Annotated in this window: 11 protein-coding genes; 3 read left to right on the forward strand and 8 right to left on the reverse strand. The window is 75.2% G+C overall.

The window, feature by feature from the left end:
• Nucleotides 1-22 precede the first annotated feature (22 nt).
• Complete coding sequence (locus ACFY00_RS04045; protein WP_388026915.1) at nt 23-1,126, forward strand: VWA domain-containing protein; 1,104 nt, start codon at nt 23-25, stop codon at nt 1,124-1,126.
• Nucleotides 1,127-1,198: 72 nt separating this feature from the next.
• Here ACFY00_RS04045 and ACFY00_RS04050 read toward each other — a convergent pair whose 3' ends face one another.
• The gene (locus ACFY00_RS04050; protein WP_388026917.1) at nt 1,199-1,570 is read right to left on the reverse strand and encodes a YbjQ family protein; all 372 of its coding nucleotides are present in this window, start codon (nt 1,568-1,570) and stop codon (nt 1,199-1,201) included.
• A gap of 143 nt (nt 1,571-1,713) precedes the next feature.
• Between ACFY00_RS04050 and ACFY00_RS04055 the strand changes: the two genes are divergently transcribed.
• On the forward strand, nt 1,714-2,631 hold the full coding sequence (locus tag ACFY00_RS04055) for a hypothetical protein (RefSeq protein WP_388026919.1): 918 nt from the start codon (nt 1,714-1,716) through the stop codon (nt 2,629-2,631).
• 17 nt (nt 2,632-2,648) lie between these two features.
• Nucleotides 2,649-3,419 (forward strand): peptidyl-tRNA hydrolase, encoded by a 771-nt coding sequence (locus tag ACFY00_RS04060; RefSeq protein ID WP_388026920.1) that lies wholly within the window; start codon nt 2,649-2,651, stop codon nt 3,417-3,419.
• A gap of 133 nt (nt 3,420-3,552) precedes the next feature.
• Here the strand turns inward: ACFY00_RS04060 and ACFY00_RS04065 are convergent, their stop codons facing one another.
• From ACFY00_RS04065 to ACFY00_RS04095, 7 genes are all read right to left on the reverse strand, one after another.
• The gene (locus ACFY00_RS04065) at nt 3,553-4,473 is read right to left on the reverse strand and encodes an NADP-dependent oxidoreductase (RefSeq protein ID WP_388026922.1); all 921 of its coding nucleotides are present in this window, start codon (nt 4,471-4,473) and stop codon (nt 3,553-3,555) included.
• A gap of 168 nt (nt 4,474-4,641) precedes the next feature.
• Nucleotides 4,642-6,777: an alpha-galactosidase gene (locus tag ACFY00_RS04070; RefSeq protein WP_388026924.1), complete on the reverse strand. Its 2,136-nt coding sequence runs from the start codon at nt 6,775-6,777 to the stop codon at nt 4,642-4,644.
• Nucleotides 6,774-8,792 carry a TIM-barrel domain-containing protein gene (locus tag ACFY00_RS04075; protein WP_388026926.1) on the reverse strand — a complete coding sequence of 673 codons (2,019 nt, stop codon included), beginning with the start codon at nt 8,790-8,792 and terminating at the stop codon, nt 6,774-6,776. The genes ACFY00_RS04070 and ACFY00_RS04075 overlap by 4 nt, the downstream gene beginning before the upstream one ends.
• 35 nt (nt 8,793-8,827) lie before the next feature.
• The gene (gene yicI / locus ACFY00_RS04080; protein WP_388026927.1) at nt 8,828-11,110 is read right to left on the reverse strand and encodes an alpha-xylosidase; all 2,283 of its coding nucleotides are present in this window, start codon (nt 11,108-11,110) and stop codon (nt 8,828-8,830) included.
• Nucleotides 11,107-12,534, reverse strand: a complete 1,428-nt coding sequence (locus ACFY00_RS04085) for a GH1 family beta-glucosidase (protein ID WP_388026928.1) — start codon at nt 12,532-12,534, stop codon at nt 11,107-11,109. Before ACFY00_RS04085 ends, yicI begins: the two co-directional genes overlap by 4 nt.
• The gene (locus ACFY00_RS04090; RefSeq protein ID WP_388026930.1) at nt 12,531-13,574 is read right to left on the reverse strand and encodes an acetylxylan esterase; all 1,044 of its coding nucleotides are present in this window, start codon (nt 13,572-13,574) and stop codon (nt 12,531-12,533) included. Before ACFY00_RS04090 ends, ACFY00_RS04085 begins: the two co-directional genes overlap by 4 nt.
• Before the next feature lie 90 nt (nt 13,575-13,664).
• Nucleotides 13,665-16,493: a glycoside hydrolase family 3 C-terminal domain-containing protein gene (locus ACFY00_RS04095; RefSeq protein ID WP_388027358.1), complete on the reverse strand. Its 2,829-nt coding sequence runs from the start codon at nt 16,491-16,493 to the stop codon at nt 13,665-13,667.
• Between the last annotated feature and the right edge of the window lie 192 nt (nt 16,494-16,685).

Here is a 16,685-nt window from a genome sequence, read left to right on the forward strand (position 1 = left end):
GGCGTGGGAAAAGGGGTCGAGCATGTCAACGAACGTTTCCGCGAACCGCATCGCACACAAGGTCAACCACGTCTCGCTGGTGGTCGACAAATCCGGCTCGATGCAGCGTCACGAGACCCAGCTGATCCGGGTGGTGGACGAATTCGTCAAGGGCCTCCAGGAGGAGTCCGACCGCCTCGGCCACGAGACCAGGATCAGCCTGTACGCCTTCGACCACGAGGTGCACAACCTGGTGTGGGACATGGACGTCAAGCACCTGCCGTCCCTGCAGGGCCTCTACGCGGTCGACAACGGCGCGACCGCGCTGATCGAGGCGGCGGTGAAGTCCGTCGACGACCTGAAGCACATCTGGGAGGGGTACGGCGAGCACTCCTTCCTCCAGGTCGTCGTCACCGACGGCGAGGAGAACGCCTCCGGCTGCTCCGAGCACGGCCGGATGCACGCCCGGATGAAGCCGGCCGAGGGCAAGGCCGTCCTGCGCGGCTGGATGGACCGCATCCGCGGCGCCATGGCCGAGCTCCCCGAGCACTGGACGTCGGCGATCCTGGTCCCCAACTCGCTGGCCAAGCGCACCGCCCAGGAGTACGGCTTCCCCGCGGGCAACATCGCGATCTGGGACGCCGACTCCACCGGCGGCGTCGAGGAGGCCATCGACACCGTCAAGACCGCCGCCACCACCTTCCTGCGCGGCCGCGAGCAGGGCGTCCGCGGCACCAAGCAGCTGTTCACCATGGGGCAGGACCTCAGCGCCGCCGACGTCAGCGCCGGGCTCGACGCGCTGGAGGCGGGCACGTACGCGCTCGTCCCGGTCGACCGGCAGGCGGCGCTGCGCGAGTTCGTCACCGGCGCCGGGCACCCGTACCGGACGGGCTGCTCCTTCTACGAGCTGTCCAAGCGCGAGAAGATCCAGGGCGGCAAGCAGCTCGCGGTGGCCGAGAAGGACCCGGTCACCGGGCAGCTCACCGGCCGGGTGTTCTCCGGCCCCGCGGCCCGCGGGCTGCTGGGCCTGCCCGCGGCGGAGGCCACCGTCAAGCCGGGCGACAACCCGGCGTACGCCGTCTTCGTCCAGTCGACCTCGGTCAACCGCAAGCTGGTGCCCGGCACCCGGCTGCTCGTCATGCTGTAGCCCCCACCGGTCCCCGGGCCCCGGACGGGCGGCCCCGGCGCGGTGCGCTCCGGGGCCGCCCCGCCGCGGGCGTCAGCCGATCGGCTCGATCACGGCGGCCGTGCCGTACGCGCACACCTCCGTGCCGACGTCCGCGGCCTCCGTGACGTCGAAACGCATCATCAGCACCGCGTTGCCGCCCCGGGCCTTCGTCTGCTCGACCAGGCGCTCCATGGCCTGGTTCCGGGTCTCGACGAGCGTCTTCGTCAGTCCCTTGAGCTCGCCGCCCATCAGGGACTTCAGGCCCGCGCCGATCTGCGAACCGATGTGCCGCGACCGCACCGTCAGCCCGAACACCTCGCCGATCACCTTGACCACCCGGTGCCCCGGGACGTCGTTGGTGGTCACCACCAGCACACCGCCGGACGGGTCCTGCCCGCCGCCGAAATCGTTCAGTTCGCTCATGCCCCCAGCCTCCCGCCCCGGCCCGCCCGTCGGCCACCCCGGCGCGCCGGGGGAAGCCGTTCCGCGCCCGCGTGCCACCGGCACCGGGCCCCGGATCGGAAGAGCTGATGGACACCGGGCACCGGGTTTGTCAACCTTGTCGCATGGGCGAGCGAAACGATCATCCACACGGGCCGCACGCGGCGGAGGAATCCGGCGCGCAGGAGATCGAGGCCACGGTGGTACTGGGCCTGCGGATCACCGACTGGCCGGCCTTGCGGGCCGCCGCACGGGCCGCCGTCGAGGACCTGGACTTCGACGGCATCGATCCCGAGGGCCAGCGCGCCCAACTGCTGCGCGAGGTCGCCGAGGACCCCAACGCGGCCCTCGGCGCGCTCCTCCACCCCGACCGGCTGGTCGCCTCGCTGCCCGGCATCGAAGCGCTCGGCGGCACCCTGGAGATCAGCGTCACCGACGACTTCGCCCCCGACTTCGCCGAACTCTTCCCGCTCGACGACGAGGGCGACACCGGCGACTGGACGCTCACCCCCCGCACCGCCTGCCTGCTCCACACCCAGCTGATCGGCCTCTCCGACGCCGCCTACGAGGACCTCGACGACCACGGCGACGACCCCGTCACCGTCGCCGACGAGAGCGACTGGACGGTCTTCGGCCGCCTCCCGCAGCGCACCTGGACCCTCCACCGCGGCTGGCGCCGCGCCTTCGCCCGGGCCTTCGACGACCTCGCCGACGACCTCGCCACCGGCGAGTGGCCGCTGCCCCGCTGCCCCGCCGAGGACGTCGCCCTGCGGCTGGCCCTGGCCGACGCCCGCGCCCTGCTCGGCGCCCAGCCCGAATCCGTCGCCGACATGATGGGCGACCTGCCCGCCGACCTGTACGACTACGACTGGGACGGCTGCGCCGACGAACTGTTCGGCGTCTACGGCCCCGACGAGGAGGACGGCGACCTCGACGCGGGCCAGCGCATCGACCAGCTCCTCGCCGCCGCCCACCCCGAGGGCTGGTTCCTCGGCTACGAGGACGCCGAGGAGCGCGACCCCGGCCGGGGCTACCGCCGCTGAACTGGCATGCTGGGAGGGTGAGCTCACCCTTCGACCCGCCCGCCCGGCCCCCCGTCGACGCACCCGCCGCCGACGCCCCCGCCCCCGCCGTGGGCGGGCACGCCGAGGACCGCGACACCCGCCCGCAGTACGTGCTGCCGCTGGTCGTCCGGCTGGAACGGGCCGACCCGCCCGCCCGCACCGACGCCCTGGAGACCTCGGCCCGCGCCGTCCTCACCCTGCTCGCCGACCCCCGGGTCACCGACCCGGACGGCGAGTGGGCCGAGCGGGTCGCCGCCTGGGAGGACGCCCGGATCCGCAAGGTCGTCCGGCGCGCCCGCGGCGCCGAGTGGCGCAGGGCCGCCGAACTGCCCGGCATCACCGTCACCGGCAGGGGCGGCGCCGAGGTGCGGGTCTTCCCGCCGGTCCCGCTCGACGGCTGGCCCAAGGAACTCGCCAGACTGCAGGTCTCCGGCACCGACCTCGACGACCCCGAACCGCCCGGCCCCGCCCCCGAGGGCGTCCCCGTGCTCTGGCTCAACCCCGCCCTCGAGATGAGCGCGGGCAAGACCATGGCCCAGACCGGCCACGCCGCCCAACTCGCCTGGTGGGAACTGGACGAGCCCCAGCGCGGGAAGTGGGCCGCCGACGGCTTCCCGCTGGCCGTCCGCACCGCCCCCGCCCCCGACTGGCCCGCCCTCACCGACGGCCGCCTCCCGGTCGTCCGCGACGCCGGCTTCACCGAGATCGCCCCGGGCAGCGCCACCGTCGTCGCCGACCACCCCGAGGTGCGCCTGCGGCGTCCGTGAGGGGGCCCTGCCTCGAGGGGAGTGACGTGGCGGGCCGGGCACCTCACGGCGCAGGGAGGTCAGCCGGCTGCGGGTGTGCGCCGCTCGTCGTGGCAGTGGCAGTGGCAGTGGGCAGGCGCGTACGGGGCGGCGGTCACGGGACGATGACCAGCTTCCCCCGGGTGTGGCCGGTGCGGCTGGCGTCGAAGGCGTCGCCCGCGCGCTCCAGCGGGAAGGTCCGGGCGACCTCCACGGTGAGTGCCCCCCGGTCGACCGCGGCCGCCAGCCGGGCCAGCTCGGCGCCGTCCGGGCGGACCCAGATCCAGTGGCCGCCGTGCTGCTCCACCTCCGGGTCGGCGACCGAGACGTGCCGGCCGCCGTGGGCGAGCACGGCCAGCGTCGTCTCCAGCTGGCCGCCGACGAAGTCCGCCACCGCCGACACCCCGCCGGGCGCCAGCGCGCGCACCCGCTCGACCAGGCCCTCGCCGTAGCTCACCGGCTCGCCGCCCAGCCCTTCGACGAAGGCGTGGTTGCGCTCGGAGGCGGTGCCGACGACCCGGGCCCCGCGGTCCCGGCCGAGCTGCACCGCCAGGCTCCCCACGCCGCCGGCCGCGCCGTGCACCAGCAGCACGTCACCGGGGCCGACCCCCAGCCGCTCCAGGCTCCGCAGCGCGGTCAGCCCGGCCAACGGCAGTCCGGCCGCCTGCGCCCAGTCGAGCGCGGCGGGCTTGCGCGCCACCGCCGGGGCCGCGACCGCGACGTACTCGGCGAAGGTGCCGGCCTGCACCACGTCCTTGCGGGCGTAGGCCATCACCTCGTCCCCGGGCGCGAACTCGGGCGTGTCGGGACCGGTCCGGACGACCACGCCGGCCACGTCCCAGCCGGGGACGACGGGGAAGACCGCGTCCATCATGCCGTCCAGGCCGCCCGCCATCACCTTCCAGTCGACCGGGTTGACGGCCGCCGCCCGGACCTCGATCAGCACCTGCCCCGGACCCACCTTGGGGTCCGCCACCTCGCCGCAGCTCAACCGCGAGTTGTCCGGGGCGTACGAGTCGTAGGTCACCGCGCGCATGAACCGACCTCCAGGGGTGCCGTTGTCGCCGTCCGGCGCGCCGCCAGCCGAGGTGCGGGCGCCACCGCCGACGCTATCCAAACAGCGGGTGCCCGGCGCTCCCGACAGGCCGTCGGCGCCGGTCGGGACGTTGCCGGACGGTGCCCCGCGCCTCCGGGCGGGCGGGGGTCACGGTGTCCGGACGGCCCGGGCCTCGACGACCAGGGCGTGGCCGGGACGGTTGGCCGTCTCCGGGGCGGCCAGGCCGACCCGGGCCAGGTAGCGGCCGGTCGCGGTGAGGGGGGTGGCCCGCCGCGCCCAGGCGGGCCAGGTGGGTTCGGGGGCGGAGAGCTCGGGGCGCACGCGCAGGGTGTAGCGGGCGTCGGGCTCCAGGCCCGGGAGGCGGACGGGGGCGCCGCGCTCGGCGGCGGAGGTCTCCAACTGGACGTGGGCGAAGAGGGCGTGGGCGCGGTCCCGGGAGACGACGCCGTGGACCCAGGCCGCCGGGTCGGGGTGGTCGGCGCGGACGACGTCGCCGCCGTGGAGCAGCGGCCGCAGCCGCTTGTAGGCGCCGACCCACGCGGTGAGCGCGCGCAGCTCGTCCGGCGACCAGGTCGACAGGTCCGCCTCGATGCCCGCGTGCCCGAACAGCGCGGTGGCGCAGCGGAAGGCGAGGTCGGTGCGGCGGTGGCTGATGTGGGCGGGGGAGGAGCCGACGTGGGAGCCGATCAGCTCGGGGGGCAGCAGCAGGCCGGTCCAGCGCTGGACGGACTGGCGCTCGACGGGGTCGATGTTGTCCGACCCCCAGATCCGGTCGGTGCGCTCCAGGATGCCGAGGTCGGCGCGGGCGCCGCCGGAGGAGCAGGACTCGATCTCCAACCCGGGGTGGCGGCGGCGCAGTTCGTCCAGCAGCCGGTAGACCGCCGCGGTCTGCGCGTGCACGCCGGGCCGGCCGTCGTGGACGGCGTCGGCGAGGTCGCGGTTGTGGTCCCACTTGACGTAGTCGACGCCCACCTCCCCGACCAGGGTGCTGATCCGCTCCAGCAGGTGGGCGTGGGCGTCGGGGTGCGCGACGTCCAGGACGTGCTGGTGGCGCTGCTGGTGGGGGAGGCGGTCGGGGTCGGCGAGGAGCCAGTCGGGGTGGGCGCGGGCCAGGTCGGAGTCGGGGTTGACCATCTCGGGCTCGAACCACAGGCCGAACTGCATGCCGAGCGCGTGGACGTGGTCGGCGAACGGACGCAGCCCGTCCGGCCAGACCTCCTCGTCGACGTACCAGTCGCCGAGGCCCGCCCGGTCGTGGCGGCGGTGCCGGAACCAGCCGTCGTCCACGACGAACCGCTCCACGCCGACCTCCGCCGCGGTGCGTGCCGCGGCGCGCAGCCGCTCGGGGTCGTGGTCGAAGTAGACCGCCTCCCAGATGTTCAGGGTGACGGGCCGGGCGGTGGCCGGGTGGTGCGGGCGGGCCCGGAGCAGGCCGTGGAAGGCCCGGCTGATCCCGTCCAGGCCGCTGCCGGAGTTCGCGAAGCAGACCCACGGGGTCCGGTAGGACCCGCCCCGTGCCAGCCGGACCTCGCCCGGCTCCAGCAGTTCGCCGCCGCCGAGGACCGTCGTCCCGTCGGGCAGCCGTTCCGCGTACTGGACGTGGTTGCCGCTCCAGGCGGGGTGCACGCCCCAGACCTCGCCGTGCCGGAAGCCGAAGCCCTCGGTGCCGGCCAGCAGCAGCCCGGCGTCGAAGCCGGTGCGGCCGCGGCGGCTCTCCCGCGACCGGATGCCGTGCCGCAGCGGGGAGCGCTGCGGGGAGCGCTCCCGGGCCCACCGGCCGGTGAAGTCCAGCAGTTCCGCGGCGTGCGCCGGGAGGGGCAGCAGGCACGCCAGCACGTCCAGGGTGTACGGGTCCGCGGCCGTGTTGGTCAGGGTGTGGCGCAGCCGCACCACGCCCTGCCCGGTCAGCTCCAGCTCGGTCTCCAGCGCGAGCCCCGCGCCGGCGTCCCGGGCCCGCACCCGGACGGTGCCGCCCCGGCCCTCCCGGGCGTCCACGGCGACCGGCTCGGCGAGTTCGAGGCGCAGCGGGCGGACCCGGCCGTCGCGGTGCCCGGCCAGGGCGGGCCGTCCGAACCAGCCCCCGCCCCGCCCCTGGGCGGGCAGCAGGCTCCCGGCCTGGTCGCCCGGGGCGCGGCCGGTGGCGTCGAGCAGTTGCGCGGCGTCCTCGGCGCCCAGGCCGGGGTCGGCGCCCCAGTGCAGCACCCGGGGCACCTCGGGGCCGGTGGTGTCGAGCACGAGGGCCGTGTCACCGGCCGACAGCACGACGAGGGTGGTCCGGTTCATGTCGTCCTCGTTCCGGGGGTGGTCGGGGCCGTTACCGGCAGGGTCGCCACGGCGGCGCCCTCCCGCAGCAGGACCGGGATGCGTTCCAGCGGGGCGTCGAGCTCGTGCACCGCGCCGCCCTCCAGCAGCCGCCCGGTGGCCGGGTCGAGCCAGCGGGCGCCGGACGGCAGGTACACCGGGCGGGACCGGACGCCCGCCTCGTACACGGGGGCGACCAGCACGTCCGGGCCCAGCAGGAACTGGTCGTCCACCGCCCAGGCGCGCTCGTCCGCGGGGAAGTCGAAGAACAGCGGGCGCATCGGCGGGGCGCCGGTGCGGTGGGCCTCCCCGGACAGCGCGTGCAGGTAGGGGCGCAGGCGCTCGCGCAGCAGCAGGTGGTCGCGGAGGATGCCGTACGCCCGCTCCCCGTACGACCAGACCTCGTTCGGCCCGCCGGTCATGTCCGCGGAGAAGGCCGGGTGGTGGGGCTGCCGGTCGCCGTGCAGCCGCATGACCGGGCAGAAGGTGCCGTACTGGAACCAGCGGACCAGCAGCTCGCGGTAGGCGGGGTCGTCGGGGTCGCCGCCGGAGAAGCCGCCGATGTCGGTGTTCCACCAGGGGATGCCGCTCATCGCGACGTTCAGGCCAGCCCGGATCTGCCGTGCGAGGGAGTCGAAGGTGGTCGGGATGTCGCCGGACCACAGCAGGGCCCCGTGCGCCTGGCTGCCCGCCCAGGCGGAGCGGACCAGCGACAGCGGGCGCTCCTCGCCCGCCGCGCGCAGGCCGTCGGCGACCGCGCGGGCGTGCAGCACCGGGTACAGGTTCGCGACCTCGGCGGCCGGTCCGGCCGCGTACACGGCGCGGGCGGCGAGGTCCGGCGGCAGGTCGGGCTCGCAGGCGTCCAGCCAGAAGCAGGCCACGCCGTGCGCCCGGTAGTTGCCGTCCAGCCGCCGCCACAGCGCGGCGCGCGCCGCGGGGTGGGTGGCGTCGTAGTACGCCATCGGCGCCAGCGGCGACTCCTCGGCGTACCGGGTCGGCCAGGGGAAGGTCAGCAGGCCGCCGGCCGCGTCCCGGACGAGCTGCCCGGCCGAGCGCAGTTCGTCGTAGCTGTCGCCGCCGGGCTCGACGGTCGGCCACACCGAGACCGCGAGCTTCACCCCGAGCTCCGCCAACTCCGCGACCATGGAGGCAGGTTCGGGCCACTCGTGCTCCTCGAAGCGCCAGTCGCCCATCCGCGGCCAGTGGAAGAAGTCGCAGACGATCACGGACAGCGGCAGGCCGCGCTCCCGGTACTCCCGCGCCACCGCCAGGAGTTCGTCCCGGGTGCGGTAGCGCAGCTTCGACTGCCAGAAGCCCGACGCCCACGCGGGCAGCAGCGGCGGCCGCCCGGTGGCCAGGGTGTAGGCGTCCAGGACCTGCGCCGGGGTGTCGCCCGCGGTGATCCAGTAGTCGATCCGCCCGCCCGCGTCGGCGGTCCACCGGGTCTGGTCGGCCCCCAGCTCGACCCGCCCGGTGGCGGGGTTGTTCCACAGCAGCCCGTAGCCGCGCGAGGAGTGCAGGAACGGGACGGCGGCGACGGTGTTGGCCTGGACGAGGTCGACCACGCAGCCCTTCTGGTCCAGGCGGCCGTGCAGGTGCTGGCCGAGCCCGTGCAGCCGCTCGCCGTCGTACGCCGCGAAGTGCTGCTCGGTCCGGCCGCCCGCCGCGTGGATCCGCGCGGCGGCGTGGTGGTGCGCCTCCGGGCCGCGCTCGGCGAGCAGTTCGCGGCCGGAGGCGGCGTGGCGGAACCGCAGCCGGCCATCCGCCGCGGCCTCGACCGCGATCCGGCCGTTGACCAGGCGGGCCCGGCCGTCCTCCGTCACCGACAGCTCGGCGAGGGGGGCGGGTGCCGGGCTGCCCAGCGCGCCGGGGGCGGCCGGGTCGATCGTCCCGGCCGAGGCCCGGACCCGGACCGCGTCCGGGCCCCAGGGCTCGACGCGCAGGACCTCCCGGGCGCCGTGACGCTCCAGCCCGCCCGCGCGGATGCTGTAGGACAAGGTGTTCCCTGTTTCTCTGGGTGCGGGTGGAACGGTCAGGCGGGGAAAGGCAGTTCGGCCTCGGCGGTGCCCGCCGGACGGGCGTGCAGCGGCCCCTCCGGCCCGCCCAGGCGCACCGACCAGGGGGCGGCGGAGTCGGTGGTGACGGTGAGCCGGTCGCCGGTGCGGCGCAGGTGGAAGCGGGCGCTCTCGCCTGGGCCGTCGCTGCGCGGGACGACCACGGTGCGCTCGGCGCCGTCGGCGAAGGCGTGCACCAGCAGGGTGACGCCGTCGGCCCAGTCGGAGACCGGCCGGGAGTCGTCGGCGGCCAGCGGGATCACCGAGTCGGGCCGGGCCAGCAGCGGCAGGGTGTGGAAGCCGTGCTGCTCGCGGACCCAGCGCGGGCCGGTGACCCGGTCGCCGGTCAGCAGGTTGGTCCAGGTGCCCTCGGGGACGTAGTAGTCGACCTCGCCGGAGTCGGTGAACACCGGCGCGACCAGCAGGTCGTCGCCGAGCAGGTACTGCCGGTCCAGCGTGGCGGCCGCCGGGTCGTCCGGGAACTCCAGGACCATGGCGCGCATCACCGGCGTGCCGTGCAGGTGGGCCTGCTGGGCGGCGCGCTGCAGGTAGGGGGCGAGGCGGTGCTTGAGCCGGGTGAAGGCCCGGGTCACCTCCACCGCCTCCTCGCCGTAGTCCCACGGCACCCGGTACGACTTGGAGCCGTGCAGGCGGCTGTGCGAGGAGAGCAGGCCGAACTGCACCCAGCGCTTGAACACGGTGGGGGTCGGGGTGCCCTCGAAGCCGCCGATGTCGTGGCTCCAGAACCCGAAGCCGGACAGGCCCAGCGACAGGCCGCCGCGCAGCGACTCCGCCATCGCGTTGAAGGTCGACTCGCAGTCGCCGCCCCAGTGCACCGGGAACTGCTGCCCGCCCGCCGTCGCCGACCGGGCGAACAGCAGCGCCTCGCCCTCGCCGCGCTCCTCGCGCAGCAGCTCGAACACGGCCCGGTTGTAGAGCTGGGTATACTGGTTGTGCATCTTCTCCGGGTCGCCGCCGTCGTGCCACACCACGTCGGTGGGGATCCGCTCGCCGAAGTCGGTCTTGAAGCAGTCCACGCCCTGGTCGAGCAGGCGGCGCAGCCGCCCGGTGAACCAGGCGACGGCCGCCGGGTTGCTGAAGTCCACCAGCGCCATGCCGGGCTGCCACAGGTCCCACTGCCAGACCGTGCCGTCGGCGCGCCGCACCAGGTAGCCGTTGCGCACGCCCTCCTCGAACAGCTCGGAGCGCTGCGCGACGTACGGGTTGATCCACAGCGAGATCCTCAGGCCCTGCTCCTTGAGCCGGGCCAGCATGCCCGCCGGGTCGGGGAAGGTGTCCGGGTCCCAGACGAAGTCGCTCCAGTGGTAGCCGCGCATCCAGAAGCAGTCGAAGTGGAAGACGCTCAGCGGGATGCCGCGCTCGGCCATGCCGCCGACGAAGCGGTTGACGGTGGCCTCGTCGTAGTCGGTGGTGAAGGAGGTCGACAGCCACAGGCCCAGCGCCCAGGCGGGCGGCAGCGCGGGGCGGCCGAGCAGGCCGGTGTAGCGCTCCAGGACCTGCTTGGGGGTGGGGCCGTGGACGACGAAGTACTCCAGCGTCTGGTCCTCGACGCTGAACTGCACCTGCCCGACCGACTCGGAGCCCACCTCGTAGGACACCTTGCCGGGGTGGTTGACGAAGACGCCGTAGCCGCGGTTGGTCAGGTGGAACGGCACGTTCTTGTACGCCTGTTCGCTGGTGGTGCCGCCGTCGGCCTGCCAGACGTCCACCACCTGGCCGTTCTTGACGAACGGGGTGAACCGCTCGCCCAGGCCGTACACCGACTCGCCGACGCCCAGCTCGAGTTGGCCGAGCATGAAGTGCCGGCCGGCGGCGTCGGTGACGAAGCCGGTGCCGCGCTCGCCGACGCCGGTCAGCACCCGGCCGTTCGCGGTGAACTCCAGTCGCCACGGCCCGGAGGTGTCGACGCGCAGCGTCAGTTCGCCGGAGCGCAGCTCCAGCACGTCCCCGTCGCGGTGGACCTTCCCGCTGCCGGGGTCGGCGCCGGGCAGGGCGAACTCCGGTCCGCGGCGCACCGATCCGGCGTGGTGGGTGGCGCGCACCCCGATCACGCCCTCGGCGGGGGACCAGCACTCGACGGTGAGCAGCGGGCTGTTGAGCGTGTCGCCGCGGCCCCGCACGTGCTTGACCGGCGCGTACAGGGTGAGCCGGTGCTCCTCGGCCCGGACGTCGGCGACCTCGGTGGCGTACCGGGCGGTCACGCCGGGGCGCATCAGCCAGTAGCCGTCGGTGAACTTCATCGGGCGGCTTCCTCCGTCCGCGCACGGTGCGCGGTGATCAGGCCCCGGTACCAGTGGTAGCTGTCCTTGGGCGTGCGGTTCAGGGTGTCGTAGTCGACGCGGACCAGGCCGAAGCGCTGGTCGTAGCCGCGGGCCCACTCGAAGTTGTCCAGCAGCGACCAGACGTAGACGCCGCGGACGTCCACGCCGAGGGCGATCGCGTCGGCGACGGCGGCCAGGTGGTCGCGCAGGTAGGCGATCCGCGCGGTGTCGTGGACGCCCCCGTCGGGGGCCACCGCGTCCGCGAAGGCGGCGCCGTTCTCGGTGATCCACACCGGCGGCAGCCGCGGGTGGCGGGCGTGCAGGTCGACCAGCAGCTCGGTGAGCGCGCCGGGGACGACCGGCCAGCCCATGGTGGTGTGCGGGGTGCCGTACGGGTCGAGTTCGGCGACGCCGATGTCCACGGCGGTGCGGGCCGCGGGGTCCGCGGCGCGGTGCGGGGCGGCGGCGACGGTGACCGGGCGGTAGAAGTTGACGCCGAGGAAGTCCAGCGGCGCGCCGATCACCGCCAGGTCGCCGGGGTGCCGCCAGGGGCCGTCGGCGAGGCCGCCCCAGACCTCGGCCTCCTGCGCGGGGTAGCGTCCGGCGAGCAGCGGCCCGGTCCAGACCTCGTTGTGCAGGACCTCGGCCCGGCGCCGGGCCGCCTCGTCCTCGGGGCTCCCGGAGGCGGCGTGGACGCGGTCGAGGTTGAGCGCGATGCCGACCTCCCGGGCCCCGGCGGCGCGCAGCTCCCGGACGGCCAGGCCGTGGCCCACCAGCAGGTGGTGCGCGGCGGCCAGCGCACCGCGCCCCTCGCGGGCGCCCGGCGCGTGCCGTCCCTCGGCGTAGCCGACGAACGCGGAGCAGTACGGCTCGTTCAGGGTGATCCAGCGCTCCACCCGGTCGCCGTAGCGCTCGGCGGCGAGGGCCGCGTACGACGCGAACGCCTCGGCGGTCTCCCGGACCCGCCAGCCGCCCCGGTCCTCCAGGGCCTGCGGCAGGTCCCAGTGGTAGAGGGTGACGGCGGGGCGGATCCCGGCGGCGAGCAGGTCGTCGAGCAGGCGGTCGTAGAAGTCCAGGCCCTCGGGGTTGGCCGGGCCGGTGCCCCGGGGCAGCAGGCGGGGCCAGGCGATCGACAGGCGGTAGGTGTCGACGCCGAGGCCCCGCAGCAGCGCGACGTCCTCGCGGTGGCGGTGGTAGTGGTCGCAGGCGGTGTCGCCGGTGGCGCCGCCGAGGGTGCGGCCGGGCGTGTGGCTGAAGGTGTCCCAGATGGAGGGGCCGCGGCCCCCTTGGTCGTGGGCGCCCTCGATCTGGTACGCGGCGGTGGCGGCGCCGAACCGGAAGCCGGGAGGCAGCTCCGGCGCGCCCGGGTCGACGGCCGCTCGGGGGTCGGGCACGGCGGTCACAGCTCCGGCGCCAGTCCGCGCGCGTGCAGCCAGGCCAGCTGGACCGGCGGGTTGGAGCCGCAGCCGCCGGCGTGGTCGGCGAACGGCCACACCGTCATGGTGCGCTCCTGCCCCGCGTACGAGTTGAAGGCGGCGTAGACGGTGCGCGGCGGGCAGATCGGGTCCATCAGCGCGACGCTGAACAGGGCCGGGGCGGTGGCCCGTCGGGCGAAGTGGACGCCGTCGAAGTACGCGAGGGTGGCGAAGGTCGGCTGCACGCGGTGGCGGCTGTGCCAGCGCAGGTACTTGACCAGCTCCTGGTACGGCCCGTCCAGGGACAGCTGCGCGCCCTGCCGGTAGTGGCACAGGAACGGCACGTCGGACAGCACCGCCGCGACCCGGTCGCCGAGCAGCCCGGCCACCGCGAGGGCCAGGCCGCCGCCCTGGCTGCCGCCGCTCACCACGACCCGCTCGGGGTCGAGGCCGGGCAGCCGGTCGACGGCGTCCACGGCGCGCACGCAGTCGGTCATCAGCCGCCGGTAGTAGTGGTTCTCCGGGGAGTCGATGCCGCGGGTCATGAATCCCTCGGCCCACTGGGTGCCGTCGCCCTCGCCGCGGTCGGGGGTGTCGTGGCCCTGGCCGCGGCTGTCGACGACCAGCTGGGCGTAGCCCGCGGCGGACCAGAACAGGTGCTCGGTGGGCAGCCCGCGGCCGCCGCTGTAGCCCTGGTAGCCGACCACCACGGGCAGCGGGCCCCGCGCACCGCGCGGGCGCAGCAGCCAGGCGGCCACCGGCTCGCCGTTCCAGCCGGGGAAGCGGACGTCCTCGACCTCGACGGTGCGCAGCCCGTACTGCGGGGTCACGCGCTCGGCCCGGACCTCGCCGTCGTGGGCGCGGGCCGTTTCGAGGGTGCGCCGCCAGAACGCGTCGAAGTCCTGCGGCTCGGGCGACTCGGGCCGGTAGGCGGCGAGTTCGTCGAGCCCGAAATCGGCGGGCGGTACGGGGGATTCCTCCGGGTGCTGCGAGGAGGAGGTGAGGTGGTGGGGCGTGAGCAGCGACATGCGGGCCGCCTCCGGGCGGCGGGTGACGGGGTAGGGGCGGACGCGGGCGGCGGGCGGGCGCTCCGCGCGGGCGGGTCGGGCCGGGCGGCCTCAGTCGGCCGGGCCGAAGCGCAGGTCGCCGAGGCGGAACGCGCCGTGCAGGCGCAGGCGCAGGTCGTGGACGCCGTCCGGGGTGCCGGTGAGCGGGGCGGTGACGGTGGTCCAGGCGTAGCGGTCGCCGGTGGTCGGGACGTCGATCTCGGCGAGCACCCGGCCGTCGGCCTCGACGACCAGGCGGGCGGTGCCGTCGGCGTCCTGGCGGGCCAGGTCGGCCTCGACCCGGGCGGCGCCGGTGAGGTCGAGGGCGCGGTAGCGCAGGGTGGCGCCGGTGGCCGGGTCGGCGGGGGTGACCGCGTTGCCGTGGGCCTTGCTCGCGTCGACCAGGGCGATGCCGGTGTGCTCGTCGAAGTCGACCGCGGCGAGCGGCCGTCCGAGGGCGGGGCGGGGCGCGGGGGCGGGGCCGGTGACGGTCAGCCGGGCGGAGTGCAGCAGGTGCTCGGCGGAGCGGGCCGCGATCACCTGGTGCTCGCCGGGGTCGACGGTGAACGCGCCGGTGCCGACGTCCCAGTGGGCGAACGCGGCGGCGGGCAGCTCGAAGGCGACCTCCCGGCTCTCGCCGGGCGCCAGGTGGAGCTTGCGGAAGTCGGCCAGCCGCAGCCGCGGCGCCTGGTAGCGGGCGTCCAGGGCGCGGACGTACAGCTGCACGACCTCGGTTCCGGGGCGGGTGCCGGTGTTGGTGACGGTGAGGGCCGCGCGGAGGGTGCCGTCCCGGCCGACGGTGTCGCTGTCCAGCGCCAACTCGCCGTGGGCGAAGGTGGTGTAGGACAGGCCGTGGCCGAAGGGGTAGAGCGCGGGGCCGCGGTGGTACTGGTACGTCCAGCCGGCCTGGATGATGTCGTAGTCCAGCGGGTGCGGCAGCTCGTCGTCGCCGCGGTACCAGGTCTGCGGGAGGCGCCCGGCCGGATCGCTGTCGCCGCACAGGACGGCGGCCAGGGCGTGGCCGGTCTCCTGCCCGGCGTGCGAGGTCCACAGCACGGCGGGCAGGTGCCGCTGGGCCCGGTCGACGGCGTAGGGGTAGCTGCTCATCAGGACGAGCGCGGTCTCGGGGCGGACGGCGGCGACCGCTTCGAGCAGGTCCTCCTGGGCGGGCGGCAGGGCGGTGTGCTTGCGGTCCTGGGTCTCGCGGGCGTGGATGAGGGGGTGGCTGCCGAGGACGACGACGGCCAGGTCGGCGTCGGCGGCCGCGGCGAGCGCCTCGGCCCGGCCGTCGCGCAGCAGTTCGCGGTGCCAGTGCTCGGCGTCCTCGGGGCGTTCGGCGCTCATCCGCACCCGGCCGTCGGCGTCGAGGGCGGCGTACCGGCCGGTGTGGACGGCGCGCAGCAGCACGGTGCCCTCGGCGGTCTCCTCCAGCCGGAAGGTCTCGTTGACGAACCAGCTCTTGATCACCGCGGCGTCGGCGGCCAGCGTGTCGTCGCTCTTCAGCGACAGGAAGCGGCGGCTGTCGGCGGCGCGCAGGGTGAGCACGCCCTCGCCCCAGTCGGCGAGGTCGAAGGCGGTGCCGGCCAGCGCCTCGCCGGTGGTGGCGGAGTTCAGCCGGATCCGGTCCAGGCCCTCGGCGACGGTCACCTCGCCGCCGAGCGGGGCCAGCCGCTCGCGCAGGCCGTCGGCGGCGGTGACCTGGTAGGGCATGGTGCCGGAGTACCAGTCCTCGTAGAGGCTGTCGGCGAGCGGGCCGATCACCGCGACCTTCTGCGCCGCGCCGCTCAGCGGCAGCAGGCCGTCGTTCTTGAGCAGGACGACGCAGGCGGTGGCGGCCTCGCGGGCCAGGGCGCGGTGCTCGGCGCTGTCGACCACCTCGGCGCCGATCTGCGCGTACGGGTCCAGCTCGGGGTCGAACTCGCCGAGGCGGAACCGCAGTTCGAGCTGGCGGCGGACGGCGAGGTCGACGTCGGCCTGGTCGATCAGCCCGCGCTCCAGGGCGGTGCGCAGCCGGCCGATGACGGTCTCGCTGTCCGCGTCGTGGTCGGTGAAGGAGTCGATGCCGGCCTTGAGGGCGGCGGCGTGCGACTCGGCGTGGTCGTCGAAGTAGTGCTCGGGGTCGACCAGGTTGGACGGGGCCTCGGCGTCGGAGACCACGAACAGCTCGTGGCCGGTCGGCTCGGCCCAGCGGCGCAGCTCGTCCCGCAGCAGCGGGGAGACGTGGCAGGGGCGGCCGTTGACCAGGTTGTAGGCGGCCATCACGCCGGTGGCGGCGCCGGAGGCGACCACGGGCCGGAAGGCGGCGAGGTCGTACTCGTGCAGGACGCGGGGGCGCACGCCGGAGGAGGTGGTGCAGCGGTCGTCCTCGTTGTTGTAGGCGAGGAAGTGCTTGAGCACCGGGGCGGCCCGCAGGTAGGTGGGGTGGTCGCCCGCGAGGCCGCGGCAGAAGGCCTCGCCGATCCGGGCGGTGTGCACCGGGTCCTCGGAGTAGCCCTCCTCGTTGCGGCCCCAGCGCGGGTCGCGCAGCAGGTTCAGCACCGGGGCCCAGGCCTGCAGGGAGATCGGGCCGCGGTCGGGGGCGACGGGGGCGGGGCGGTGGTGGTGGAAGGCCCGCAGCTCGGTGGAGACGGCTTCGGCGACCCGGCGCACCAGGGACTCGTCCCAGCTCGCGCCGAGGCCGACGGCCTGCGGGAAGGAGGTGGCCTCGCCCAGCCAGGACACGCCGTGCAGGGCCTCGCTGCCGGTGCGGAACGCCGCGACTCCCAGGCGGGGGACGGCCGGTGCGTACTGGTGGAGCATCGCGAGGCGCTCGTCGGGGGAGAGCCGTCCGAGCAGGTCGTCGACGCGCTTGTCCAACGGCAGCGCAGGATCGCGGAACGGGAACGGGTCGGTGGGGGGCATGGCGGTGGAACTCACGTGGGTGGACCCCTCGGGCAGATCGGAGCGGGTGCGTTCGTCGAAGCCCATCGACGCTGACACGGCGCGCTCAGGCGTGTCAACAGCCTTGCTGCGCCTGGAATTTATATGTGTCCAGGCTCTTGCCGAACCTGCAACCCGTCGTTAGTGTCGCCGAAACATTCAAGCGATTCGACA

The sequence above is a fragment of the Kitasatospora sp. NPDC001540 genome (assembly GCF_042894345.1).
In the GTDB taxonomy this organism is placed as follows: domain Bacteria; phylum Actinomycetota; class Actinomycetes; order Streptomycetales; family Streptomycetaceae; genus Kitasatospora; species Kitasatospora phosalacinea_C.

Excerpts from the sequence above, each read along its gene's own strand:
- ACFY00_RS04045 (WP_388026915.1), top strand. The coding sequence starts at position 23 with ATGTCAACGAACGTTTCCGCGAACCGCATCGCACACAAGGTCAACCAC.
- ACFY00_RS04050 (WP_388026917.1), bottom strand. The coding sequence starts at position 1,570 with ATGAGCGAACTGAACGATTTCGGCGGCGGGCAGGACCCGTCCGGCGGT.
- ACFY00_RS04055 (WP_388026919.1), top strand. The coding sequence starts at position 1,714 with ATGGGCGAGCGAAACGATCATCCACACGGGCCGCACGCGGCGGAGGAA.
- ACFY00_RS04065 (WP_388026922.1), bottom strand. The coding sequence starts at position 4,473 with ATGCGCGCGGTGACCTACGACTCGTACGCCCCGGACAACTCGCGGTTG.
- ACFY00_RS04070 (WP_388026924.1), bottom strand. The coding sequence starts at position 6,777 with ATGAACCGGACCACCCTCGTCGTGCTGTCGGCCGGTGACACGGCCCTC.
- yicI (WP_388026927.1), bottom strand. The coding sequence starts at position 11,110 with ATGAAGTTCACCGACGGCTACTGGCTGATGCGCCCCGGCGTGACCGCC.
- ACFY00_RS04090 (WP_388026930.1), bottom strand. The coding sequence starts at position 13,574 with ATGTCGCTGCTCACGCCCCACCACCTCACCTCCTCCTCGCAGCACCCG.
- ACFY00_RS04095 (WP_388027358.1), bottom strand. The coding sequence starts at position 16,493 with ATGCCCCCCACCGACCCGTTCCCGTTCCGCGATCCTGCGCTGCCGTTG.